The sequence below is a fragment of the Variovorax rhizosphaerae genome (assembly GCF_037889975.1).
Lineage (GTDB): Bacteria > Pseudomonadota > Gammaproteobacteria > Burkholderiales > Burkholderiaceae_C > Variovorax > Variovorax rhizosphaerae.
Genome location: NZ_JBBKZT010000008.1, coordinates 345,921 through 370,231, shown reverse-complemented (window position 1 = coordinate 370,231; position 24,311 = coordinate 345,921). Strand labels below are relative to the sequence as shown.

The window sequence follows — 24,311 nt, the reverse complement described above, 5'->3', positions numbered from 1 at the left end:
ATTGTGCCCACTCCGCATGCGCGCCCGCGCCGACCCGAAGGCTACACCGCGACCGGCGCCTTGATCGCCGCATGGTGCTGGTAGTCCAGCACGTCGAAATCTTCGTATTCGTACTCGAAGATCGACGACGGCTTGCGCTTGATGTGCAGCGTGGGATACGGATGCGGCGTGCGGCTCAGTTGCAGCGCGACCTGCTCGGCATGGTTGCTGTAGATGTGGCAGTCGCCGCCGGTCCAGACGAAGTCGCCCATGTCCAGGTCGCACTGCTGCGCGACCATGTGCGTGAGCAGGGCATAGCTCGCGATGTTGAAGGGCACGCCCAGGAAGATGTCGGCGCTGCGCTGGTAGAGCTGGCAGCTGAGCTTTCCGCGCTCGCCCTCGGCCTGCGGCGGCGCCACGTAGAACTGGAAGAAGGCATGGCAGGGCATCAGCGCCATCTTCGACAGCTCGGCCACGTTCCAGGCGCTCACGATGATGCGGCGCGAATCGGGGTTGCTCCTGAGCGTCTTGATGACGTCGCTGATCTGGTCGATGTGGCCGCCGTCGGGCGTGGGCCAGCTGCGCCATTGCACGCCGTAGACGGGGCCCAGGTCACCATCCTCGCGCGCCCATTCGTCCCAGATCGTGACGCCGCGCTCCTTGAGCCAGTTGTTGTTGCTGGAGCCGGTGAGGAACCACAGCAGTTCCTGGATGATGGACTTGAGGTGCACCTTCTTGGTGGTGACCAGCGGAAAGCCTTCGTTGAGGTCGAAGCGCATCTGGTAGCCGAACACGCTCTTGGTGCCGGTGCCGGTGCGGTCGGCCTTGAACACGCCGTGCGTGTCGACGTGGCGCATGAAGTCTTCGTATTGGGAGCGGATGGGGCGGGGGGTCATGTCAATAGCCTCCGAACAAGGTGTCGAGGGCGTCCTGGATCTCGGATTGGTGATTTGTGATGTTGGCGACCGGGCGGCGCAGGTCGGCTGTTGGAATGGCGCCGATGGACGCGGTGTCCATCACGACCGCCTTGCCGGAGACATCGAGGAGAGGGTTGAGGCTGGGCAGGCGGACGCTGAATCGGGCGCTGGCGAACAATGGCACGACAACCCGGGTGTCCATGCCGCCGAGGTGATTGCTCTGGACATCCAGCATGAACGGGATCGTCGCGCGGCTCTCGGAATCCGGATTGGCATAGACATCGAAGCGCGCCATCTCAGCCCTTCTTTCCGTCGCCCAGGCTGCGTGCAAACGTCCGGTACTTCGCCAGAGGTATCCCTTCCTTTGCGATCCGGGCGTTATAGGCCGCGATGCCTTCCTTGTTGTCCTCGGCCCATTTTTCCCAATAGCGCCGCTTGACCTCTTCGGCCAGCAGGCCATCCACGGTCTGGGACACGTTCATGCCCAGTTCGCGTGCCATTTCCAGCACCTTGCTGTTCAGGGAAAGATTGGTCGCCTTCTTGGGCGCGTTGTCGAAACGTAGCATGTGGCCTCCGAGGGGCATGGTCTATGCGCATAGTTTACGCGCATGACTTGCCTGCGCTCAAGCCCGCAGCACCCGCCCCGGATTGAGGATGTTCTGCGGATCGAGCCCGCGCTTGATCGCGCGCATCATGCCGAGCGCCACCGGGGACTTGTGCTTCTCCAGCTTGTCGACCTTGAGTGCGCCGATGCCGTGTTCGGCCGAGAAGGAGCCGCCGAATTTGGCCACCGCGTCGTACACGAGGCCGTTCACGCGCGCTTCCTCGTCCCGCAGGAAGGCCTTCGAATCGCCATCGGCCGGGGCCTGCACGTTGTAGTGCAGGTTGCCGTCGCCGAGGTGGCCGAAGTTGACCAGGCGCACGCCGGGAATCGCGCGCTGCAGCAGCGCGTCGGTCGAGGCCACGAACGCAGGGATGCGCGACACGGCGATCGAGATGTCGTGCTTGATGTTGAGGCCTTCCTCGGCTTGCGCGAGCGGGATGCTTTCGCGGATGTGCCAGAGCTGGTGCGCCTGCGTGAGGTTCTCGGCCACGACGGCATCGGTGATGCAGCCGTCCTCGAAGGCCTTCTCCATCAGCGCCTCGAAGCGCGCGCGGGCATGGCCTTCGGATTCGCTGTCGGAGTTCTCCAACAAGACGCAGTAGGGGGCCGATTCATCTCCAGCGAACGGCACGCGCATGGCGGGGAAGTGCTTCACCACCAGGCTCAATGCGAACTGGCCCATCACCTCGAAGCCGGTCAGGCCGGCGCCCAGGTACTGGTGCGCGAGGCCCAGAAGCGTCACCGCGTGGTCCAGCGACGGCACTGCCGCCCAGGCCGTGAGCTGCGCGGCAGGCATCGGGTAGAGCTTCATCGTCGCGGCGGTGATGATGCCCAGCGTGCCTTCGCTGCCGATCATCAGGTCGCGCAAGTCGTAGCCGGTGTTGTCCTTGCGCAGGCCGCTCGTGCCTTCCCAGATCTCGCCCTGCGGCGTGACCACTTCGAGGCCCAGGCACAGGTCGCGCGTGTTGCCGTAGCGCACGACCTGCGTGCCGCCGGCGTTGGTCGCGAGGTTGCCGCCGATGGTGCAACTGCCTTCGGCGGCGAGGCTCAGGGGGAACAGGTAGCCGGCCTTTTCGGCAGCCTCCTGCAGCGACTGGAGTACGCAGCCGGCTTCCACCGTCACGGTCATGTTGGCGCCGTCCAGCTCGCGCACCGCGTTCATCCGCTGCAGGCTCAGCACGACCTGTTCGCCGCTGGCATCCGGCGTCGAGCCGACCGCGAGGCCGGTGTTCCCGCCTTGCGGCACGAGCGAGGTGCCGGCAACTGCGCAGGCCCTGACCACGTCGGCCACCTGCCGGGTGCTGCCCGGCCGCACCACCGCCAGCGCCTTGCCGCGATCGCGCTTGCGCCAGTCCTGCTCGTAGGCGGTGAGATCGCCTTCGGTGAGCACGTTGGGAGCGCCGACTATGGCGCGCAATTGGTCCAGCAAATCGGTCATGAGGAGGCAGTCTCGGTCGGGTGTTGCGCCGCGGCGTTGCGCAGGCGCAGGCGCACATGGAATGCGCAGGCGGCGAAGAGGACGAGGCACAGGGCCACTTCCAGCAGCGCCAGCGCGCGGCTCAGGGGCAGCACGTCGCTCCAGGCGCGCACCACGCCTTCGGTGAAATAGAGCCAGACCATCAGGCTGACCCAGCGGTAGGTGTACATGCGGTTCTTCAGCAGCCCGGCCAGCGGCACGATCAGCGGCAGCACCTTGAGCGCCAGCCAGGAGCCGCCCGGTCGCACCGGCGCCAGCCACATCTCCCAGGCCAGCCCGAGCACGATCAGGCCGACCAGGCTGCCCACAGCCAACAAGCGGGTCAGGGAGACGGAGGAAGAGGGCGTTGCGGTGGTGGTCAATGGAGGCATTGGATGGTGGCGGGCCCCCTCACGGCAACTTCAGGGGACCCGGTCTTGCCGGGCAGCCGATGCGGCTTCCGGCGAGCAGGTTGGGAGAGCGATACGCCGGTGTCGGGCAGCCTTGGGGGGCACCTATGATACCGGCCATGAATCCCCGTCAGTGGCTGCAGGACCTCTCGCAATTTCCCTGGCGCAACACCGCCGCCGTCCTCGGGAAGCGTTTTCGTGAAGACCGGCTTGGCCTGACGGCCAGCAGCCTCACCTTCACCACCACCATTGCCCTGGTGCCCTTCTTTACCGTGGCGCTGGCCTTGTTCACGGTGTTTCCGATGTTCGCGTACATGCGCGGGCGTCTCCAGCGCTGGCTGATCGAGAGCCTGATCCCCGAGAACATCGCGCGCCAGGTGCTCGACTATCTGAACCAGTTTTCGAGCAAGGCCAGCGGGCTGGGCATCGTCGGTCTGGTGATCGTGCTGGCGACGGCGGTGGCGCTGATGCTCACGATCGACAAGACGTTGAACAGCATCTGGCGCGTGCCGCGGCCCCGACCGCTGGCGCAGCGCGTGCTGATCTACTGGGCGGCCATCACGCTGGGGCCGCTGGTGACGTCGGCGAGCCTCTACGTGTTCTCGGCGCGGACCTTCGTGGGCGCCGATTCGCTGTTCAACCTGGGTTTCGACCTGTTCGAATTCCTGCTGTTCGCGGGTGGCTTGGCGGCGCTCTACCGCTTCGTGCCGAACACCTCCGTGCGATGGGCGCATGCCTGGGCCGGCGGGATTTTCGTGGCGATCGCGATCGGCATCGCCAAGCGGCTGCTGGCTTTTTACCTGGGCGCGATGCCGACCTATTCGGTGCTGTATGGCGCCTTTGCGATCGTGCCGATCCTGCTGGTCTGGATCTACATCGCGTGGGTGATCGTCTTGCTTGGCGCCGTCATCGCGGCCTACCTGCCGAGCCTGCTGACCGGCGTGGCGCGGCGCGGCAATGCGGCGGGCTGGCGCTTCCAGCTGGCGCTCGAAGTGCTGCAGAACCTGCACGAGGCCCAGTCGACGCCATTGCGCGGACTCGGCGGCGCCCAGTTGGTGCAGCGCATCCGCGTCGACGCGCTGCAGCTTGCGCCGGTGCTGGAAGCGCTGGTCGCGATGGACTGGATCGCGCCGCTGGCCGAGGAATTCGCCAGCGACGACCCGCGCTTCGTGCTGCTGGCCGACCCGGACCGCACATCGCTCGTTCCCCTGATCGGGCGGCTGCTGTTGCCGCCGGTGGACACGCTGCAGTCGGTTTGGCAGAAGGCGCCACTGGCTGAACTGCGCCTGCGCGATGCACTGTAATTTCACCCGATCGATAATCCGCCTTCCTTGAACGCCGTACTCCAATCCCCCGCCGATGACGCCCTCTGGGTGGTGTGCCTTTGCGCCGAATGGTGCGGGGCCTGCCGCGAATACCGTCCGCTGTTCGAGCAGGTGGCCAAGGCGCATCCATCGCTCCGCTTTGCCTGGGTCGACATCGAGGACCATGCCGAAATCGCCGACGACTTCGATGTGGAGACCTTTCCGACGATCCTCGTTGCTGGCGACGAGGGCACCCGTTTCGTCGGGCCGATGCTGCCGCATGCCGAGACGCTCTCGCGCATGCTCGCGTCGCTGCAGCCGGCCCGCGTGGCCGACCCCGAGGTGAACACGCTGCTGGCCGCGTTGCGCCAGACCCCTGAACAATTCGAGATCTGATCCATGAAAGTCCTGCTTTTCGGCGCCAGCGGCATGGTTGGCCAGGGTGTGCTGCGGGAATGCCTGCTCGACCCCGACGTGGAGCGCGTGGTGGCGGTGGGGCGCAGTCCGCTCGGCCAGTCGGATCCCAAGCTCGGCGAATTGATCGTCAGCGACTTCTACGACTACTCGGCGGTCGAATCGAAGCTCAAGGGCTTCGACGCCTGCTTCTTCTGCCTGGGCGTGTCATCCGTGGGCATGTCGGAGGCCGACTACCGTCGGTTGAGCTACGACCTGCCGTTGGCCGCGGCCACGGTGCTGGCACGGCTCAATCCGCAGATGACTTTCACCTTCGTGACGGGCGCCGGTTGTGACAGCACCGAGCGCGGGTCGGTGATGTGGGCGCGGGTCAAGGGCGCGGCGGAGAACGCGCTGCTGAAGCTGCCGTTCAAGGCCGCCTACATGTTCCGGCCCGGCATCATCCAGCCGCTGCATGGCGTGCGATCCAAGACGGCGCTGTATCAGACCGCCTACAACGTGGCCGGGCCGCTGTTCTGGGTGCTGTCGAAGACCGCGCCGAACATGGTCACCACCAGCGAGAAGGTCGGCCGCGCGATGCTGGCCGTGGTCAAGCGTGGCGCGCCGTCGCCGTTCGTGGAGATGGCGGACATCAATCGGCTCGGGGCTTGAGGATCGGCCCTTTCTTCTCCTCTTCCGAGCGCGGCTTGCGCCCGCGCAGGCGCCACGGGGCGGCAAGTCTGCGACGATTCGAGAGGGGAACCAGCAGCTCCCGTCGACCGCATCAGGCGGTCGACGCGGGCGCCTCCGGCAAGACGATGAGGCCGTCGCGATCCATGCAGATGAAGCTCCCTGGCGTGAACACGGCGCCCCCGAAGGTGACGACCACGTCGCGCTCGCCAACGCCCGACTTGCCGCCGCGCATGGGGACACTGCCCAGCGCAAGGATGACCAGATCCATCGACGCCAGCCTGCCTGCATCGCGTACCGCGCCGTTGATCACAAGGCCTTGCCATCCGTTTTGAATGGCGAGGCGCGCCATGTTGTCGCCAAGAACGGCCACGCGCTCGGAGGCGCCGCCGTCCACCACAAGGATGCGGCCCTCGCCCGGCATTGCCAACCGGGCGCGCAGCAATGCCGCGTCCTCGAAGGTTCGAAGGCACGCGATCGTTCCGCAGGCCTCGCTGCGCCCGCCCCAGGACCGCAGGGGGGCACGGCAGACCTGGGCCTCATCGCCAAACTGGTCGCAGAGATCGGCTGTCGCAAGCGTGCGCAAGGACGCCATGTTCAATCCAGCGTCGCACCGGACTGCTTGACCAGCTTCTGATGCTTGACCAGTTCAGCCTGGAAGAAGGCCGGGGCCTGCTCTGGCCCCATGTTGAGCACCGTCAGGCCCTGCGCCGCGAGGACTGTCTGCGCCTCGGGTGAGGCGATGGCCGCCTTCACCGCGGCATAGTCGCTGTCGACGATGGCCTTCGGCAGGCCGGCCGGGCCGATGAGCGCGATCCATGCGTCGAAGCTGTACCTGGGCACGCCGGACTCGGCGAGTGTCGGGACATCGGGCAAGGCCGGCGAGCGTGCCGGCGTCGACACCCCCAGCGCATGCAAGGTGCCAGCCTTGACCTGCGGCGCGACCTGCGAGATCGAGACGAAACCCAACTGCACCTGGCCGCCGATCATGTCGGTGATGAGCGGACCGGTGCCGCGGTAGGGCACGTGCTTCATGTCGATGCCGGTCTCGCTGGTCAACAGTTCGCCGGCCAGGTGCAGCGTGCTGCCGTTGCCCGCCGAGCCGTAATTGAGCTTGCCCGGGTTGGCCTTGGCATAGGCGAGCAGTTCCTTGACGTTCTTCACCGGCAACGACGGGCTGACGACCAGCACCAGCGGCACCGTGGCGAGCACGGCGATGGGCGTGATGTCCTTCAGGCTGTCGTAGGGGATGCTCTTGTAGATGCCGGGATTGATCACGTGGTTGGACGAGATCATGCCGAGGGTGAGGCCGTCCTTTGGCGCCTTGACGATCTGGCCGGTGCCGGGAATGCCGCCGGCGCCGACCACGTTCTCCACCACGATCGGATGGCCGGTCGCCTTGCCGAAGCCTGGCGCGATGGCGCGTGCGACCGCGTCAACGGTGGAGCCGGCGGCCAGCGGCACAACGATGCGCAGCGGCCGGTCGGACTGTGCTTGCGCGTTGCCGACGCAAGCGAGGGCAAGCAGCGCAGCCAGCGCCGCGCGGCGAGAGGTCGGGATCATGGGAAGTCTCCTGTCGTGTCGATGAATTCAGGCGTGGCGTTGCTGCAGGGTCTCGAAAGACACGAGTTCGCCGGCAATGGCGCTGGCGGCGACGGTGGGCGGGCTTGCGAGCCATACCTGGCCCGGTCCGCCGCGGCCGGGGAAGTTGCGGTTGATGGCACTGACGGTGACCTGTTCCTTGCTGGAAGAGCCGCCGGGCCCGCAGTTGCCGCATGCGCCGCAGGACGGTTGCAACATGCGCGCGCCGACCTTTTCGAAAGCGTCCATGTAGCCTTGCGCGATGCAGTGGTCGCGGACCGCCGTGGTGCCGAACTGAAGGAAGAGCTGGACGTTGGGCGCGATGCGCAATCCGCGGTTCGCGGCCCAGCGCAGCACCGCGTGGTAGTGGTCGAAGTCCTCGCGCTTGCCCGCGGTGCAGGAGCCGCCGTAGGCGATGTCGATGCGTACCGGTTCGCTCACATCATGCAGCGGCAGGCCGTTGCCGGGGTCGCCGGGGCGGGCCACCATCGGCGGGATCGTCGCGCAGTCGACGTGGAGTGTTTCGGCATGCACGGCGCCTTCGTCGCTTTGCATCCAGGGCTCCAGCACGAACTCGATGCCGCGCCGCTCGCGCAGGAAGCGCATCGTCTCCGCGTCGGGCGCGACGATGCCTGTGAACCCGCCGAGTTCGGCCGTCATGTTGGTCAGGGTGGCGCGCTCGTCGGTGGACATCGCGGTGATGGCCTCGCCGCAGAACTCGAATACCTTGCCGACGCCGCCGCCCGCGCGAATGAAGGGCAGGGCCAGCAGGTGCAGCACGATGTCCTTGGCGGTGACGCCGGCCGGCACGCTGCCGTCGAGCACGATGCGCAGCGACTGCGGCACGGTTAGGCGTACCGCGCCCGTGACGAAGGCGTTGGCCATGTCGGTGGTGCCGACGCCGAATGCCACGCAGCCGAGTGCGCCGCTGTGCGGGGTGTGCGAGTCGGTGCCGACGACCAACTGGCCCGGCAGCGCGTAGTGCTCGGCCACCATCGCGTGGGAGATGCCGGCCACGTTGCTGCCGTCGTCCTGGCGGGCTTCCAGTTCGGTAAGCGTGCGGTGCGAGCGCAGGCCGTAGGTGGCGGCGAAGTCGCGCTGCGCCTGCACCATGCGGTGCACGTTGGGCACCAGTCCGCCGCGCACATGGGCCGGGCTCTCCTCGACATAGGAGGTGTGGTCCTCGAACACGATGATCGACGCGGGATCGTGCAGCGACAGCGGTCGGCCGAAGGTGGCGTGGAGCATGTGCGCGGCCATGCCGGTGTAGTACTCGTGGATGAAGCGCCAGTCGGCGCGCACGAAGGCGCCGTCGCCCGCAGCGGGATGCGCCGACGTGAGTTCGGTCGCGAGGGCGTGGCGCGCCACGATCTTCTCGAACAGCGTGCGCGGCGTGGACGAGGGTGCCTCGGGCGGGGCGCTGATGTCGCGCATGAAGCGCTGGCCGAAGCGCAGCAGACCGCCGTTCTGGAGGATGGCTGCGGCGAGTGCGTCGCGGCCTGCCACGAGGTCGTCGAGCGGGATCGCCTCACCGGCCTGGATGCGGTCGATGAGACTGAAATCGGTCGAGGTGAAGAGGCCGATGTTGTCGGCGTTCTGCCGATAGATGCGCTCGAAGCTTTCGGCGATCACGAGACGGACGCCAGCCAGCTTCTCCGCGGCGGGGCTGTGCTCGCGCGAGGAGCCTTTGCCGTAGCGCTTGCCGGCCACGACGACCTCGATCTTGCTGTTGCGGATCGCGTCGGTGCCGATGGGCGTGGCGTCGCCCGCGCGGAAGCCGGTGTAGGGGTAGCGGCCGAGCTTGTCGTCGTAGTGCGTGAGGATCGGCAGCGGGGTGATCTCGTCGGTGGAGACGTCGTCGCGCAAGGGGCTCGCGTCCGCCAGAGAAAGTCGTTCGCCATTCAGACTGCGTTCGACGACGCTGGGCGATTGGCTCAGGAAAAGGACGCGGGGCGCGAAGGTGATCGCTGGGACGTTGGCTGGCAAGGTGGCTGGCATGCCTGATCTTCGCGATCGGGCCGCATGCAGGGAAGCGCCGATGCGGCAGACGGGCTCTCGCGAAATGCGAGAGCCGATTGCGTCAGTACTGCGCTATCCGCGCAGGCTGTCGATCAATGCCGCAACCGCCCGCGGGCGCGGCGACTTGCGCAGCGCATACATGCGCAACTCGCGTGCGGCCCAAGGCTCGTCGAGCGGCCGGCGCACGAAGCGCGGGTTGCCCGCATAGGCCGCAGCTGCACTCTGCGGAATCACGGCGATGCCGAGCCCGGCCTCGACCATGCGGCACACCGCGTCGAAGCTGCTCACCGAGACCGTCGGTGCGAAGGATCGATGCAGCGCGGCAGCGCGCTCATGCAGCGATCGATCCAGCGCGCCGCCCTGGTGGACGCCGATGAGCGGGTGTTCCAGCGCCTGCGCGAAGCCAAGCGACTTGTGGCGGGCCAGTGCATGGCCGGCAGGCAGCACCACCTGCAACGGATCGGCCGCGAAGGGCCAGGACTCCAGGCCCGAGGGCACCGGTACGTCGACGCCGATGCCCACGTCGGCCCGGTCGTCGAGGCAGGCGCGGATCACGTCGCGCGTGTCGTTCTCAAGTAGCGAGACTTCGACTTCCGGGAAGGCGGCCATGAAAGCGCGCAGGCGCTCCGGCAGGAAGCCGATCACGGCCGACATGTTCGCGTAGAGCCGCACGGTGCCGCGCACCGCGTCGCCCTGGGTCTGCACCTCGCGCACCAGCGCCTGCAAGTCCTCGTCGATCTTCTCGCCGCGCGCCAGCACCATGTGCCCGGCCTCGGTCAGCGTGACGCCGCGCGGCGAACGGATCAGCAAGGGCGTGCCGAAGGCGTGCTCCAGGTCGGCCAGCCGGCGGCTCAGCGCCGAAGGGGCGATGTGTTCCTGCTCCGCGGCGCGCACGATCGAACCCGTCCGCGCGGCGGAGACGAACAAGCGGACGCTGTAGGGGTCGATGCGGCGGGCCAATGCGAGCAAGGAGAGTGGAACGCCTATTCTTGCAGCGCTCCGCCCCAACTCACTTGGCCTTTCGCGCCTGCTCCCAGGCCAGCTCCGCCACCCGCTCGAACTTGGACGACAGCGCCACCGCCTCGGCGCTCGACGCGGTTCCGCGCAGCACGCGCCCGCGGATGCCATGCAGGATCGCGGCGAAGCGGAACATGTTGAAGGCAACGTAGAAATCCAGATCGTCGATGCCGTCGCGCCCGGTCCGCTCGCAATAGTTGCGCACATAGGTCGCCTCGTCCGGCAGCTGTGAGGCCGCCAGGTCCACGCCCTTGATGCCGCCCAGGATGTCCGGTGGCATGCGGTACATCATCGCGTGATAAGCGAAGTCGGCCAGCGGATGACCGAGCGTGGACAGCTCCCAGTCGAGCACGGCGATGACGCGCGGCTCGGTCGGATGGAACATCAGGTTGTCGATGCGGTAGTCGCCGTGGACGATGGAGGTCTCGTCACCTTCCGGGAGGTGCTTCGGCATCCATTCGACGAGCAGGTCCATGTGCGCGTTGCGACCCGCGGCCTCGTCTTCGAAATACTGCTTCGACCAGCGCTTGACCTGGCGCTCCACGTAGGCACCCGGGCGGCCGTAGTCGCCGAGCCCGATGGCGGCGTAGTCGACGCGATGCAGCTGCGCCATCGTGGCGTTCATCGCGTCGAAGTACGCGGCGCGTTCAGCGGCCGGAAGCTTAGACAGCGTCGCGTCCCAGATGATCCGGCCTTCCATCATTTCCATGACGTAGAACCAGCTGCCGATGACCGCGTCGTCCTGGCACAGGCCATAGATGCGGGGCACCGGAAAGCCCGCGCCGTGCAGCGCGTTCATCACACAAGCCTCGCGCTCGACCGCATGCGCGCCCTTGAGCAGATGCCCCGAAGGCTTGCGCCGCAGCACGTAGGCGCGTGTCGGCGTGGTGAGCTTGAAGGTCGGGTTCGACTGGCCGCCGGCGAAGCGCTCCGCCGTGATCGGACCTTCGAAGCCTTCGACGTTGGCCGTCATCCACTGCGCGAGGCCTTCGCCCGTCAGTTCCTGTTGCAGAGACACCTTGCTCATCCGTTCCCCTTTCCGAGCGCATCGCGCTTGATCTTCTTGGCCAGCGACCACTTGTGGACTTCGGTCGGGCCGTCGTAAATGCGAAAGGCGCGGACTTCGCGGAACACCTGCTCCACGATGCTGTCGCGCGAGACGCCCGTGCCGCCCATGACCTGCACGCAGCGGTCGGCGATGCGGAACAACAGGTCCGACACCGCCACCTTGGTCATCGAGCTTTCCATCGTGCCCAGCGAGCCCGAGTCGAGCACCGTCGCGCACCAGTCGATCATCAACTCGGCCTGCTTCAGGTCGATCATGTTGTCCGCGAGCATGAAGCCGACGCCCTCATGGTCGACCAGCAGCTTGCCGAAGGCCTTGCGCCGCACGGCATAGGCGGTGGCGATCTCCTGCGAGCGCACGCATGCGCCTAGCCAGCGCATGCAGTGCGACAGGCGGGCCGGGGACAGGCGGATCTGCGCGTAGCGGAAGCCTTCGTCCACTTGCCCGAGCACCTGGTCGTCGGCGACTCTCAGGTTGTCGATGAGCACCACGGAGTGGCCGCCGGGCATCGAGCTGTCGATGGTGTCGAGCACGCGTTCGACGCGGATCGCCGGATCGGGCAGGTCGACCAGGAACATGGTCGCGGTGGTCTTGTCGCCGGTGCTGGTGCGCGCCATGACGATGCCCACCGATGCGCCGACCGCACCTGTGATGAAAGCCTTGCGGCCGTTGATGAGCCAGCCGTCGCCGTCGCGCACGGCGGTGGTCTGGAGCATCGACGGGTCTGAGCCGGCGCCGCCTTCGTCGGCCGGTTCGGTCATGAAGAAGGCGGAGCGCGCCTCGCCGCTCACCAGCTTGGCGAGGAAGCGTTCCTTCTGCGCGGGCGATGCGACCTTGCCGAGCAGGAACATGTTGCCTTCGTCGGGCGCTGCCGTGTTCACTGCGGTGGGGCCCAGCGTCGAGAGTCCGCTGAAGCGCAGCACATGCGCTGTCTCGAGTTGTGACAGGTGGTCGCCCCCGTCGAGGATGTGCGGCGTGAGCACGCCGGCCTCGCGGGCCTTGGCGCGCAGCTCTTGCACGAGGTCTTCGCTGGGGCCGTGCGGGCCGCAGCGCGGATCGCGCTCGTAGGGGATGACGACTTCGCGGACGAAGGCTTCGACGCGCTTGCCGATGGCATGGGCGCGTTCCGTGGGGAGATGGCCGATGTTGGCGTGGGGCAATGTGGTCATGGGAGCCTCCGTACTCGGTGCTTCGTGTCCTCGCGGCGGTGCGAGGAGGGGTGGGCTTGCTTGCAGTGGCGCTGCACTGCGCTCATTCTGCCGTCCCCTCGTTGCGTTCCTTCAGCCACTTGGCGATCGAAGGCGCCAGCACCTTCTGAGCCTTGCCGCCCACGAAGGTGCCGATATGCCCGCCGGGCACCGACAATTCGCTGTAGTCGTCCGTTCCGAACTTGTCGCCCATGTCGCTGGAGCAACACGTCGGCACGACCACGTCGCCTTGCGCATAGACGTTGAGTACCGGCATGCGGATGTTGTTCATGTCCACGCGCCGGCCGCCGAGCATCAGCTCGCCGCGGATCAGCTTGTTCTCCTGGTACAGGTCCTTGAACCATTGGCGCAGGACCTCGCCAGGATGCCCCGGCCGGTCGGCGATCCAGCGCTCCATGTGCAGGAAGCCGAGCATCTTGTCCTCGTCGTCGAGGATGTCGACCAGCTCGGTCGTGTACTTGGTCATGTTGAGCACGGGACTCATCATGAGGAAGGACAAGCCGACGGCGGCGCCGGGCGCCACGCCCATCGTTTCCACCATCAGGTCGATGTCTTCCGGCTGCAGCGCGCGTGCCCACAGGTTCATGTAGCCGGAGCCGGGCTCTGGCGGCAGGGCCTTGTCGCCGTGGAAATCGAGCGGCGTCACGGTGATGACGAGGTTCTTGATCTTCTCCGGGAACAGCGCCGCATAGCAGGTGCAGAAGACGCCGCCCTGGCAGACGCCCAGCAGGTTGATCTGGTCGACGCCGTGGCGCTCGCGGATGAAGTCGACGCAATCGTCCAGGTAGCCCGAGACATAGTCGTCGATGGTGAGCCAGCGCTGCGCGCGCGTGGGATGGCCCCAGTCGACGACATAGACGTCGAGGCCTTCTGCCAGCAGCTTGCGCACGAAGGAACGGTCCGGTTCCAGGTCGATCATCTGGTAGCGCCCGACCAGCGCATAGGCCAGCAGGATCGGCGGGCCCACCGGCTTGTCGACGGTGGGGCGGTAGCGGTAGAGGCGCACGGTGTCCTGGCGCCAGACCTCGTCCTTGGGCGTGGTCGCGATGGCCAGCTGGTCCTCGGTGTAGGAGGCCAGGCGCTGGCTGCCGCGCGTGATGTTCTCGCTGACGCGTTGCAGTTCGCGCATCACGCCTTCAGGGGTGAGGCGGATCGGCAGCGTGGCGGTGGGTGTGTCGGTCATGCTTTCTTGCCCTTTGACGTTGTGATGCGCTTGGCAGCGGCGGGGAGGGATCGCGTGCGCTTGGCCGCGGGCTTTGGCTTGGGCGGGGCAAGCTCGGCGCTGGCGGATGCGTCGACCGTTGCTGGCAAGGGCTTGCGCAGGCGGCGCACCTGCCGCTTGAGTTCCTGGATCTCGCGGTAGGCGTCGTCGACTTCCGCGCGCGTCGGGATGTTCAGCGCCTCGCTGGCGATGGCGACGATGCGTTGCTTCTGCTGCCTGGTGCGGGCGCGGGCGCGCACCAGTTCGGCGGAGGCTGCGAGCGCGTCGGGGCCTTGCATCGCGCCGTGCATCGCCTGGTCGAGCGCGCGGGCCCACAGCCGCACCAGCTTCAGCAGCGAGTCGACGGACTCGCCGCGCTCGCCCATCGATCGCAGGTCCTTGAGAAGCATGTCGTTGCCCTTGGCCAGGGCCGCCACCACGATGCTCATGTATTGCGCCTGCGCCTGCTGCTTGCCGAGCGAAGCGGCCGCCAGTTCGCGCGCCGCACCCTGCAGTTCACGCGACGGGGCCAACCCGAAGGCATCGGCCAGGCCGCCATAGGCGCGCTCCAGGTTGAGGGACAAGGGCGCCAACGCGTGGTTGAACATCTCCATCGGCGCGCCGATCAGGCCCACGCCGTCCGTCAACAAGGTCTTGGCTGTCCCGAGGCCCGGCGCCATCGCACTCAACGCATCCGAGACGCCCTGCATCTGCCGGCGCAACATGTCCTGCAGCGAGATGAACGCCTCACCCGGGTTCGGATTGGCAAGCAGCGCCTGGAAGTAGCCCTGGTAGAGCGGGCCGATGAGTTGCTGCGTGAGTTGCAGCGCCTGCGCCACCTGGCCGACCGGAAAGAGCAGCCCGTCCGTGGCTGCGTCTGCAGCGACGCTGCCGTTGGGCTTGGCGAGCCCGGCCAGGTTGGCGATCTGGTCGCGCCACCATTCGAAGAGCTGGCCGGTTTCGTTGCGGGGCGCGTTGGCCGTGTCGACAGTCATGTGTGTTCTTTCTTGTGTGCCGTTCAAAGCGAGCTGACGAGGTGCCCGCCGTCCACCGCGAGTACCGCGCCGGTCATGTGGGAGCCTGCGGGGCTGGACAGAAGCAGCAGCGGGCCGTCCAGGTTTTCGAGTTGGCCGAAGCGGCGTGTCGGGATGCGCGCGCGCAGCTTCTCGCCGGCCTCGCTCTGGAGGAAGTCGCGGTTCAGGTCGGTGACGACGTAGCCCGGAAGGATCGCGTTGACGCGGACGTCGTAGCGGGCCAGTTCGAGCGCCATCGCCTTGGTGGCCTGCACCACGCCGGCCTTGGAAATCGCGTAGGGCGCCACGCCACCTGCCACGCGCTCGCCGAGGATGGACGCGATGTTGATGATGCTGCCGCCCTTCTTCGCCGCGACCATGCGGCGCGCCGCCTCCTGCGCGACCATCCAGCCGCCCTTGAGGTTGGTGCCGACCACGGCATCCCAGTCTTCCTCGGTGTGTTGCAGGATCGACTTGGTGACGGTGACGCCAGCGTTGTTGACCACGATGTCGGCCGGTCCGCCGCAGGCGCGCTCGAGTTCGTCGAAACAGGCGACGATGCTGGCGCTGTGGGTCACGTCCAGGCTCAGCGCGGTGCATTTGCCGCCCAGCGCCTGCACTTCTTCCACCAATGCGCCGAGCTTGTCGGCCCGCCGCGCAACGACGACCAGTTCAGCCCCGGCCTTCGCCAGCGTCAGTGCGAAGCGGCGGCCGAGTCCGCTCGATGCGCCCGTCACCAGCGCTCGCTGTCCGTCGACGCGGAACATGTTCTCGATGTGGGGTTGGGTGGTCATATCAGGGCTGCCTGTTGGCGCAATACGTTCTTCTGGACCTTGCCCGTCGCCGTCTTCGGCAACTCGCCGAACACCACGTTCTTCGGGCACTTGAAACCGGCCAGGCTGGCGCGGCACCACTTGATGATGTCCTCGGCGCTCACCTCGCCGGCGTCGGTGCGCAGCGTGACGAAGGCGCAGGGTGTCTCGCCCCACTTCTCGTCGGGCTTGGCGACCACGGCAGCATCCATGACCTTGGGATGCCGGTAGAGGACTTCCTCCACTTCCAGCGTCGAGATGTTCTCGCCGCCCGAGATGATGATGTCCTTGAGTCGGTCCTTGATCTCGATGTACCCGTCGGGATGCATCACGGCCAAGTCTCCCGAGCGGAACCAGCCGCCCTTGAACGCCTCTTCGGTGGCCTTTGGGTTGTTCAGGTAGCCCTTCATCACGGTGTTGCCGCGGATCGCGATCTCGCCGACCGTCTTGCCATCGGCCGGGGCGCGTGCGCCGGTGTCGATGTCAAGCACGGCGATCTCCTGCTGCGTCGGCATGGCGACGCCCTGCCGCGCCATCTTGCCGGCGCGTGCCGTGAGGTCGAGGTCGTCCCAGTCGTGCTGCCAGGCGCACAGCGTGGCGGGGCCGTAGGTTTCGGTCAGGCCGTAGAGGTGGGTGATCTTGAAGCCGATGCGTTCCATCGCCTCGATCACCGCGCTCGGCGGCGCGGCGCCGCCGGTCGCGACTTCCACGCGATGGTCATAGCGCTCCTTCGGCAGGGCCGGCGAGTGCAGCAGCATGTTGAGCACGATCGGCGCCGCGCACATGTGCGTGATGCGTTCGCTGCCGATCAGCTTGAAGATCTGCGCCGGGTCCACCGTGCGCAGGCACACGTGCGTACCGCCCACCAGCGTCACGGCCCAGGTGTAGGTCCAGCCGTTGCAGTGGAACATCGGCAGCGTCCAGAGGTACGCCGTGTCGGGTGTCAGGCCGAAGGCCAGCGCATTGCCCATGGCGTTGAGATACGCGCCGCGATGGTGGTACATCACGCCCTTCGGGTCGCCGGTCGTGCCCGAGGTGTAGTTCAGCGCGATCGACTGCCATTCATCCTCAGGCAGCTTCCATTCGAAATCGGCGTCGCCCCGCGCGAGGAAGTCCTCGTAGCTGAGTTGGCCGACCGCCATCGAATCGCCGTGCCCGTCCTTGCCCGTGGCCGTGTCGACGATGTCGATCACCAGCGGCGGCGATTCGAGGCCTTGCAGCGCCTCGCGCATCGGCTTGAAGTAATCGCGGTCCGCGATCAGCACCTTGGCTAGGCTGTGCTTCAGGCCAAAGCCGATCGCCGGGCCATCCAGCCGCGTGTTGATGGTGTTGAGGATGGCACCCGCCATCGGCACGCCGTAGTGCGCCTCCAGCAGCGCCGGCACGTTGGGCGCCATGATCGCCACCGTGTCGCCGAGCCCGACGCCGGCCTTGGTCAGCGCCGACGCAAAGCGCTTGCAGCGCGCATACAGCTCGGCATAGGTGATGCGCCAGTCGCCATGCACCACCGCCGTCTTGTTCGGATAGACCTTGGCAGCACGTTCCAGGAAGCTCAGCGGCGAGAGCGGGACGAAGTTCGCCTCGCGACGGGGCAGGCCGTCGTCTTGGGTGGGGGACGCCATGTCTTATTCCCCGGACGCGTCGATGTCCAGCACGACCAGGAAGCGCGACACCATGTTGTAGCCGGCGATGGTGCCCATCAACTCGACCAACTGTTGCTCGCCGAACAGTACGCGCGCCTTCTCGATGATCTCCTTGCGCACCTTCACCTGGCGCGTCATGTCCAGCGTCAGGCGCAGGGCGATGCGCTCGTGCTCGTTGAACAGTTCGGTGTTGTAGCAGGCGGCCGTCACGTCATCCAGCGCATCGAGCTGCGCCTGGTTGCCGTTGGCGCCCAGGAACTCCGGCGCATGCTGGATCCATTCGTAGTCCGCGTTGTTGAGCCGCGCGACCGCGCAGATCACCAGCTCGTTGATGTGGCGCGGCACCTGCAGCTGGTTGCGGATGGCGGCGAACATCGAGTTCCAGCCACGGGCGAAGGCCGGGGAGTGCAGCAGCATGCGGTCCAGGTTGAGCAACTTGCCGCTGGCGCGGCGGTTGCGGATGGTCGAGACCAGTTCGGCGATCTCGGGATCGTCGACGTTGCAGTATTCGATGTTCGGCACAGGTTGTCTCCGGGTATTGGATTTGTGAAGTCAGATGTCGAAGAAGACGGTTTCACCGTCGCCTTGCAGGCGGATGTCGAAGCGGTAGACCACCTGGCCGTCGCGCGTTTCGCGCTGGGCGATCAGGGTCTTGCGGCGTACTTCCCATTCGATGAGGTTGAGCACCGGGTCCTTGGCGTTGGCCTCGGCTTCATCGCTGAAGTAGAGGCGCGTGTGCAGCCCCAGGTTGATGCCGCGCGCAACGATCCACAGCGCGATGTGCGGCGCCATCGGCCGGCCCTTGCGGCCCTCCACGACGCCGGGCTTGATCGTCTCGATGGTGTAGACGCCGGTATCGAAATCGCTGCAGGCGCGGCCCCAGCCACGGAACGAAGGGTCGGGCGACTTGCCGGGCTGCTTGTCGGCGGGATGGTTGTACGCGCCATCGGCATTGGCCTGCCAGGACTCGATCAGCACGTCGCGCACGGGCGTGCCGGAGCCGTCGTACACGATGCCCTCGATGCGGATGCGCTCGCCCTTGGTCTCCGGCGCGACCAGCACGTTGCCGAAGTTCTTCTCGAAGATGTCGAAGCCGGCCTGGTTGGGCGCGAGGCCGATGTGGACGTACGGGCCGGCGGTCTGCGAGGCGGTTTCGCGCAGCAGCTTGGTGGTGTTCATGCCTTGGCTCCTTGCACGAAGTTCTCGAACAGCGTGGCCCGGTGGCCGCGCAAGGTGATGTCGAAGCGATAGGCGCGGCTGTCCAGCGGCACGAAGGCGCTGGTGTCCTGCATCGCGATGAGGCCGCGGATCTGCTCCTCGCTCGGCACGATGCCCAGGATCGGGCAGGCCCAGATCAGCGGATCGCCCTCGAAGTACATCTGGGTGATGAGCCGCTGCACCCAGCCGTCGCCCGAGATCGCGTAGTGGATGTGGGCCGGGCGCCAGTCGTTGACCCGGTTGCGCCACGGGTAGGGGCCGGGGCGGATCGTGCGGTAGGCGTAGTAGCCGTTCTCGTCGGTCAGCATGCGACCGCAGCCGCCGAAGTTGGGGTCCATCGCGCCGATGTACTGGTCCTTCTTGTGGCGGTAGCGTCCGCTCGCATTGGCCTGCCAGACCTCGACCAGCGCATTGCGCACTGGCCGGCCGAACTGGTCACGCACATAGCCGTGCACCACAATGCGCTCGCCGATGGGCAGGCCATCCTTGGAGGCGTTCATGATCAGGTCGTTGTCGAGCGGGCCCAGTTCGTCGGGTCGGAACACCGGCGCCGTGACTTCGGTCAGCGACTGCTGCAGCGAGATCAGTGCGTTGCGCGGGCTGCGCAGCACGCTGGTCTTGTAGGCCGGGGCGTAGGCCGCGGGATGCGATGCGGTGTCGCGCATCATGAATTCATCGCCGGGTGCGGCGGCATGCGTCATCTCTGGCTCCTTGTTGTTCGTAGCGTTGTTCGGGTGTCGTTCGCGTCAGGCCTTGCCACCGGCGATCGCCTGTTCCCGCAGCCGGTCGTATTCGTCCTTTGGCACAGGGACCGCATTGGCGTTGCCCAGGTCGTTCATGTGCACCCGGTAGGTTTCGCGGGCAGTCCAGGCGGCGATGGCGGCCACTGCGCAGATGGCCAGCGTGATGCAGCCGATCGTGACGGGGATGTTGGTCGCGCCGGGAGGCGCCACGGCCACGAAGAGTGCCGGCAGCAGCGCGCTCACCGCGGTGCCCAGGTTCTGCGAGATGGCCATGCCGGAAACGCGGGTGCGGGTCGGGAACATCTCGGGGTAGAAGCTCGGGAACACGGCGTTGTAGCCCTGGTAGACCACGCCCCACATCAGCAGCGAGAAGATGATCGCCATCGTCACGCTGTGGATGCTGATGGCATAGAGGTAGCCGAAGGACAGCAGGCCCGCCAGCAGGGCGCCGACGATGATCGGGATGCGACGGCCGATCTTGTCGGAGAGATTGCCGACGAACGGGATCACGATCACCGCGAGGATGTTGCCCATCACCGGGATCCAGAGATAGACGTCCTTCTCGAAGCCGATGCCATAGCCCGGTTGCACCGCGTAGGCCGCGCCGAAGATCGTTGCCACCACCGGGATGACGTTCATCAGCGAGCACAGCATCACGCGGATCATGTCGCGCCAGCTTTCGGTGACGGCCTGGATGACGGGTGCCTTGGGCACTTCGCCATGCGCGCCTTCTTCGGTGAAGGCGGGCGTCTCGTCGACTTCCTTGCGGATGATGTAGCCGGCGATGATCACGACGAAGCTCAGCAGGAAGGGAATGCGCCAGCCCCAGCTGTTGAAGGCGTCCTTGTCCATGTAGTGCGCGAGCGGCAGGAACACCGCGGCGGCCATGATCTGGCCGGCCTGCACGCCTTGCAGCGTGAAGCTGGCGAAGAAGCCGCGTCGCCCGAATGGCGCGTGCTCCAGGATCATCGAACTGGCGCCGGAGATTTCACCGGCCACCGCGAAGCCCTGGATCAGCCGCAGCACCACCAGCATCGCCGGTGCCCAGAGGCCGACCTGCGCATAGGTCGGCAGCAGGCCGACGGCGATGGTCGAGAAGCCCATCAGGAACATGCAGACGATCAGCACCATCTTGCGGCCATGGGTGTCGCCCCAGTGGCCGAGCACGGCGGCCCCGATCGGGCGGGCGATGTAGCCCACGCCGTAGGTGGCCAGCGACGCGATGATCGCGACCTTGGGGTCGGTGTTCGGGAAGAAGATCTGCGGGAAGATCAGCGACGCCGCGGTCGCGTAGATGAAGAAATCGTAGTACTCCAGCGCCGAGCCGATCCAGCCACTGGCCGTGGCTTTCTTGGTCTGGTGCCTTGCTTGGGGCTCGTGGGAAGAGGTGCTTGCCATCGTTGTCTCCGGTGAGGTTTGTTGAACTCTTTGGGGGGCGCCCCGTAAGGTATTCAACCGGCTCTCCGGTCGCAACGAATGCTTGGACAGCAACGGCGTTCATCGACCGTCCTGCGCGATGAACGAACGTTTTAATGGTTTCTACTAGGGTTTGCGGCGGATTTGGCCCTGGGTCGGCGCCTGGATTTCGGTCGATTTGCGGTCGAATTACCGGTTTTGTGGCGCGCGGAAACCTTCTGGACAGGATCTACCGTCTAGCGTGGTGTAGGGCAGGCCATCGAGCACGATCGGGTCGCTGCGGCGCAAGTCGGTGGCTGCGGAGTCAAGGTCCGTCGCGAGCGGAGTCGGGCCCGGCGCGAGAGGGCGCGCGGGCCTTGCGCACGCCGCCGTGTATTTTTTCAGGAGCGCCGGCCCTCAGGCGCCGAGGAAATCCTTCAACGCAAACAGCGTCTGCTCGGGCGCCTCGGTCATCAGCGCATGGCCGGCCGGCACGGTGACCACCTTCGCGCCGCGCGCCTTGGCGATCAACGCCTTGGCAGCGCGCGGCGGCGTCATCTGGTCGGCCTCGCCGAGCACGAACAGCACCGGGCAGGTCACTGCCGCCATCGCCGCTTCCCCGTTCGAATAGTCGTTGCAGGCCTTGAAGCCGATGTGGAACACGTTGGCCTCGCGGTTGCTCGCGAGCACGCGCCGCATCAGCGCGCGCGAGCCGCCCTGGAGCCAGGTGCCGGGCCCGAGCGAGGAGGGCGGCGGCGCCAGCAACGAATGCGAGAAGGTGTTGACCATGTCGATGGCGCGCTGAGGTGCGTTGATCGCGCCGTCCAGCAGGGCCGGCGACACCGTCATCGGAGACGCGGTGCCGACCAGCGCCAGGTGCGAGACGCGCTGCGGCGCCCGGGCCGCCGTCTCCAGCGCGATCAGCGAGCCGAAGCTGTGGCCGACCAGCGCGGCCTTGTCCACCCCCACCGCATCGAGCAGCGCCAGAACGAATCCCGCTGCATCTTCCACGCTCGCAGGCGGCTTGCCTTCGCTGCGGCAGTGACCCGGCAGGTCGACCGCCAGCACGTTCCAGCCGTGGTTGGCGAACCATCGGCTTTGCAGGATCCAGACGCTGTGGTCGTTCAGCACGCCGTGGATGAACACGACGGTGGGCTTGGCTACGTCGAAGGACTTGCCGCCGGTGTAGCAGTAGGTGGTGTGGCCGTTGACGGTGTAGTTCATGTCACCCCTTCTCCGCGGCCTTGAGTGCGCGCTTCAGGTCATCGATCAAGTCGGCCGGGTCTTCCAAGCCGATCGACAGCCGGATCGTCCCCTGAGAAATCCCGGCGCCCGCCAGCGCCTCGTCCGTCATTCGGAAGTGCGTCGTGCTGGCCGGGTGGATCACGAGGCTGCGGCAGTCGCCCACGTTCGCCAGGTGGCTGAACAGCTTCAGCGCCTCGATGAACTTCTTGCCTTGTTCGCGCGTGCCCTTGAGGTCGAAGCTGAACACCGCTCCCGCGCCCTTCGCGCCGTGGCGCAGCAACTTGTTCGCCAGGGCATGGCTCGGATGCGACTCGATCAGTGGATGCCCGACATGCGAGACGAAGGGATGCGCCGCCAGGAACTCGACCACCTTCTGCGTGTTGTCGATGTGCCGCTCCATGCGCAGCGGCAGCGTCTCGATGCCTTGCAGGATCAGCCAGGCGGTGTGCGGGCTCATCGACGCGCCGAAGTCGCGCAAGCCCTCGCGCCGTGCACGCAGCAGGAAGGCGCCGACCGTGCTCTCCTCGCTGAACACCATGTTGTGGAAGCCGTCATAGGCCTCGGTCAGTTCGGCGAACTTGCCCGAGCGCTCCCAGTCGAAGCTGCCGCCATCCACCACCACGCCGCCGATCACCGTGCCATGGCCCGACAGGAACTTGGTCGCCGAGTGATAGACCAGGTCCGCGCCCCAGTCGAAAGGCTTGATGAGGTAGGGCGAGGTCAGCGTCGAGTCGACCAGCAATGGCACGCCCGCCGCATGCGCGACGTCGCTCACCGCCGGAATGTCGAGCACGTCCAGCCCCGGATTGCCGACCGTCTCGCCGAACAGCAGCTTCGTCTCCGGCCGGATCGCCGCGCGCCAGCCGTCCAGGTCGCCGGGCTTCACGAAGGTGGTCGAGATGCCGAAGCGCCGCATCGTGTAGTGCAGCAGGTTCTGCGAGCCGCCATACAGCGCGGTGCTGGCCACGATGTGCGAGCCGGCGCCCATGAGCGTTGCGATGCTCAGGTGCAGTGCGGCCTGCCCGCTGGCCGTGGCGATGGCGCCGATGCCGCCTTCCAGCGCGGCCACGCGTTGTTCCAGCACTGCGTTGGTCGGGTTGCTGATGCGGCTGTAGACATGGCCGGCGCGTTCCAGGTTGAACAGCGCCGCCGCGTGATCGCTCGACTCGAAGACGAAGGACGTGGTCAGGTGGATCGGCACGGCGCGTGCGCCGGTGGCGGGGTCGGGCGCTGCGCCGGCATGCAGCGCGAGCGTGTCGAAACCGGGATCGGAATAGCCGGGCATGAAGGGCTTTCGTTGGGGCTGGAAATCGGCATCGCCCGCCGACCCCTGCAGTGAAGCGGTAGACGGCGCGGAGCGCATGGCGGGCGATGATTGTGGGCTATATTCAAATCGCATTGGCCACCGCCCAGCAGAGGAAAACCACCATGAAAGTCAGCGACATCCTGCGCGTCAAGGGCAGCACACTCTTCACCGTCACGCCCGACGAGACCTTGTTGGTGGCGGTCAACACCATGGCCGAGAAGGACATCGGCTCGCTGGTCGTCATGGAGCATGGCGAACTGGTGGGCATGCTCACCTTCCGCGAGGTGATCCAGGCCATCGTGGCCAACGGCGGCAGTGTCGGCAGCACGCTGGTGCGCAAGGCGATGGACGGCAATTCGGTGACCTGCACTTCGGAAACCGAACTCGACGAGATCCGGCGCATCATGCTCGAGCGGCATACGCGCTACATGCCCGTGATGGACCAGCGCATGCTGATGGGCGTGATCAGCTTCTACGACGTGGCCAAGGCGGTCGTCGAGAGCCAGAACTTCGAGAACAAGATGCTCAAGGCCTATATCCGCGACTGGCCCGAGGAAGACACGTCGGGCAGCAACTGAGCGGGCAGGGCGCTCGAGTTCTCGAAGCCGTCGAAGCCGCCACGCCCCTTGACGCGGGCGGCCGTGCGCCGGCCTTGCGGCGACGGCAGCCTGAATTTGCCGGCGCACTTGTGGCAGGCACAGTCGGTCGCGACCGACAACCACACGCCGCCATCACTCGCGCGAACCGAAATGACGTCGTTGCAAAGCGGGCAAGTCTGGCTGACGCCCGCGGCGCGCCCGTATTGCGCGATGGCCCTGGCGCTGGCGTTCTCGCAGGCGATTTCCCAGGCGGCCTCGGGCATGGCTGCCTGTTGCTGGAGCTTTTCCGTGTCCGGTCCGGCGAAGCGCGCCAGCACGGGCCAGGCAGACCAGACCAGCAGCAACGCCGCGGCGTATTCGATGGCACTTGACGCGTCGAGGTCACCGGAAGTCCAGCCGATGTACCGGTTGTAGGCATTCCAGGCCACCAGCAGCAGGCCGCTCATCACCATGCGGCCCAACGATTTGGCAACGAGTTCAAGCATGGCCGCC

Annotated in this window: 26 protein-coding genes; 4 read left to right on the top strand and 22 right to left on the bottom strand. The window is 66.7% G+C overall.

Annotation, left to right across the window (positions count from 1 at the left end; all coding sequences use genetic code 11):
• Positions 1–41 precede the first annotated feature (41 nt).
• Genes WKW82_RS19180 through WKW82_RS19160 form a run of 5 tightly spaced genes read right to left on the bottom strand, consistent with a single transcriptional unit; the run spans position 42 to position 3,348 of the window.
• Complete coding sequence (locus WKW82_RS19180; RefSeq protein WP_422823522.1) at positions 42–875, bottom strand: thymidylate synthase; 834 nt, start codon at positions 873–875, stop codon at positions 42–44.
• Between the two features lies 1 nt (position 876).
• Positions 877–1,191: a CcdB family protein gene (locus WKW82_RS19175; protein ID WP_340343908.1), complete on the bottom strand. Its 315-nt coding sequence runs from the start codon at positions 1,189–1,191 to the stop codon at positions 877–879.
• Between the two features lies 1 nt (position 1,192).
• Positions 1,193–1,462 carry a type II toxin-antitoxin system CcdA family antitoxin gene (locus WKW82_RS19170; RefSeq protein ID WP_340343907.1) on the bottom strand — a complete coding sequence of 90 codons (270 nt, stop codon included), beginning with the start codon at positions 1,460–1,462 and terminating at the stop codon, positions 1,193–1,195.
• Between the two features lie 57 nt (positions 1,463–1,519).
• Complete coding sequence (locus WKW82_RS19165) at positions 1,520–2,938, bottom strand: FAD-binding oxidoreductase (RefSeq protein ID WP_340343906.1); 1,419 nt, start codon at positions 2,936–2,938, stop codon at positions 1,520–1,522.
• A complete protein-coding gene (locus WKW82_RS19160) occupies positions 2,935–3,348 on the bottom strand; it encodes a DUF2069 domain-containing protein (protein ID WP_422823521.1) in 414 nt (137 codons plus the stop codon). The genes WKW82_RS19165 and WKW82_RS19160 overlap by 4 nt, the downstream gene beginning before the upstream one ends.
• Positions 3,349–3,473: 125 nt before the next feature.
• Between WKW82_RS19160 and WKW82_RS19155 the strand changes: the two genes are divergently transcribed.
• Genes WKW82_RS19155 through WKW82_RS19145 form a run of 3 tightly spaced genes read left to right on the top strand, consistent with a single transcriptional unit; the run spans position 3,474 to position 5,735 of the window.
• Positions 3,474–4,670, top strand: a complete 1,197-nt coding sequence (locus WKW82_RS19155) for a YihY family inner membrane protein (RefSeq protein ID WP_340343904.1) — start codon at positions 3,474–3,476, stop codon at positions 4,668–4,670.
• 27 nt (positions 4,671–4,697) lie between these two features.
• Complete coding sequence (locus WKW82_RS19150) at positions 4,698–5,066, top strand: thioredoxin family protein (RefSeq protein WP_340343903.1); 369 nt, start codon at positions 4,698–4,700, stop codon at positions 5,064–5,066.
• Positions 5,067–5,069: 3 nt separating this feature from the next.
• Positions 5,070–5,735, top strand: a complete 666-nt coding sequence (locus WKW82_RS19145) for a Rossmann-fold NAD(P)-binding domain-containing protein (protein WP_340343902.1) — start codon at positions 5,070–5,072, stop codon at positions 5,733–5,735.
• A gap of 112 nt (positions 5,736–5,847) precedes the next feature.
• Here WKW82_RS19145 and rraA read toward each other — a convergent pair whose 3' ends face one another.
• From rraA to WKW82_RS19065, 16 genes are all read right to left on the bottom strand, one after another.
• Entirely contained in the window at positions 5,848–6,348 is a 501-nt protein-coding gene (gene rraA, locus WKW82_RS19140; protein ID WP_340343901.1) for a ribonuclease E activity regulator RraA, read from the bottom strand.
• Between the two features lie 2 nt (positions 6,349–6,350).
• The gene (locus tag WKW82_RS19135) at positions 6,351–7,316 is read right to left on the bottom strand and encodes a Bug family tripartite tricarboxylate transporter substrate binding protein (RefSeq protein WP_340343900.1); all 966 of its coding nucleotides are present in this window, start codon (positions 7,314–7,316) and stop codon (positions 6,351–6,353) included.
• Between the two features lie 27 nt (positions 7,317–7,343).
• On the bottom strand, positions 7,344–9,332 hold the full coding sequence (locus WKW82_RS19130) for an aconitase family protein (RefSeq protein WP_340343899.1): 1,989 nt from the start codon (positions 9,330–9,332) through the stop codon (positions 7,344–7,346).
• A 93-nt stretch (positions 9,333–9,425) separates the two neighbouring features.
• The gene (locus WKW82_RS19125; RefSeq protein WP_340343988.1) at positions 9,426–10,313 is read right to left on the bottom strand and encodes a LysR substrate-binding domain-containing protein; all 888 of its coding nucleotides are present in this window, start codon (positions 10,311–10,313) and stop codon (positions 9,426–9,428) included.
• A gap of 49 nt (positions 10,314–10,362) precedes the next feature.
• Entirely contained in the window at positions 10,363–11,397 is a 1,035-nt protein-coding gene (locus tag WKW82_RS19120) for a phosphotransferase family protein (RefSeq protein WP_340343898.1), read from the bottom strand.
• Complete coding sequence (locus tag WKW82_RS19115) at positions 11,394–12,605, bottom strand: acyl-CoA dehydrogenase family protein (protein WP_340343897.1); 1,212 nt, start codon at positions 12,603–12,605, stop codon at positions 11,394–11,396. Before WKW82_RS19115 ends, WKW82_RS19120 begins: the two co-directional genes overlap by 4 nt.
• Before the next feature lie 82 nt (positions 12,606–12,687).
• On the bottom strand, positions 12,688–13,827 hold the full coding sequence (phaC, locus tag WKW82_RS19110; RefSeq protein WP_340343896.1) for a class III poly(R)-hydroxyalkanoic acid synthase subunit PhaC: 1,140 nt from the start codon (positions 13,825–13,827) through the stop codon (positions 12,688–12,690).
• Positions 13,824–14,840: a poly(R)-hydroxyalkanoic acid synthase subunit PhaE gene (locus WKW82_RS19105; protein WP_340343895.1), complete on the bottom strand. Its 1,017-nt coding sequence runs from the start codon at positions 14,838–14,840 to the stop codon at positions 13,824–13,826. Before WKW82_RS19105 ends, phaC begins: the two co-directional genes overlap by 4 nt.
• Positions 14,841–14,863: 23 nt before the next feature.
• Positions 14,864–15,652, bottom strand: coding sequence for an SDR family NAD(P)-dependent oxidoreductase (locus tag WKW82_RS19100; RefSeq protein WP_340343894.1), 789 nt, complete (start codon positions 15,650–15,652; stop codon positions 14,864–14,866).
• Entirely contained in the window at positions 15,649–17,292 is a 1,644-nt protein-coding gene (locus WKW82_RS19095) for an acyl-CoA synthetase (protein WP_340343893.1), read from the bottom strand. The genes WKW82_RS19100 and WKW82_RS19095 overlap by 4 nt, the downstream gene beginning before the upstream one ends.
• A gap of 3 nt (positions 17,293–17,295) precedes the next feature.
• Positions 17,296–17,835, bottom strand: a complete 540-nt coding sequence (locus WKW82_RS19090; RefSeq protein ID WP_340343892.1) for a carboxymuconolactone decarboxylase family protein — start codon at positions 17,833–17,835, stop codon at positions 17,296–17,298.
• Between the two features lie 30 nt (positions 17,836–17,865).
• The gene (pcaG, locus tag WKW82_RS19085; RefSeq protein ID WP_340343891.1) at positions 17,866–18,492 is read right to left on the bottom strand and encodes a protocatechuate 3,4-dioxygenase subunit alpha; all 627 of its coding nucleotides are present in this window, start codon (positions 18,490–18,492) and stop codon (positions 17,866–17,868) included.
• Positions 18,489–19,232 carry a protocatechuate 3,4-dioxygenase subunit beta gene (gene pcaH, locus WKW82_RS19080; RefSeq protein WP_340343890.1) on the bottom strand — a complete coding sequence of 248 codons (744 nt, stop codon included), beginning with the start codon at positions 19,230–19,232 and terminating at the stop codon, positions 18,489–18,491. The genes pcaG and pcaH overlap by 4 nt, the downstream gene beginning before the upstream one ends.
• A 45-nt stretch (positions 19,233–19,277) precedes the next feature.
• Entirely contained in the window at positions 19,278–20,672 is a 1,395-nt protein-coding gene (locus tag WKW82_RS19075; protein ID WP_340343889.1) for an MFS transporter, read from the bottom strand.
• 414 nt (positions 20,673–21,086) lie between these two features.
• Positions 21,087–21,893: an alpha/beta fold hydrolase gene (locus tag WKW82_RS19070; RefSeq protein WP_340343888.1), complete on the bottom strand. Its 807-nt coding sequence runs from the start codon at positions 21,891–21,893 to the stop codon at positions 21,087–21,089.
• A gap of 1 nt (position 21,894) precedes the next feature.
• Positions 21,895–23,199, bottom strand: coding sequence for an O-acetylhomoserine aminocarboxypropyltransferase (locus tag WKW82_RS19065; protein WP_340343887.1), 1,305 nt, complete (start codon positions 23,197–23,199; stop codon positions 21,895–21,897).
• Between the two features lie 143 nt (positions 23,200–23,342).
• Between WKW82_RS19065 and WKW82_RS19060 the strand changes: the two genes are divergently transcribed.
• Positions 23,343–23,798 (top strand): CBS domain-containing protein, encoded by a 456-nt coding sequence (locus WKW82_RS19060; RefSeq protein ID WP_340343886.1) that lies wholly within the window; start codon positions 23,343–23,345, stop codon positions 23,796–23,798.
• On the opposite strand, the gene WKW82_RS19055 is transcribed toward WKW82_RS19060, so the two are convergent.
• Positions 23,753–24,304, bottom strand: coding sequence for a hypothetical protein (locus tag WKW82_RS19055; protein ID WP_340343885.1), 552 nt, complete (start codon positions 24,302–24,304; stop codon positions 23,753–23,755). The two genes, WKW82_RS19060 and WKW82_RS19055, sit on opposite strands and share 46 nt — an antisense overlap.
• Between the last annotated feature and the right edge of the window lie 7 nt (positions 24,305–24,311).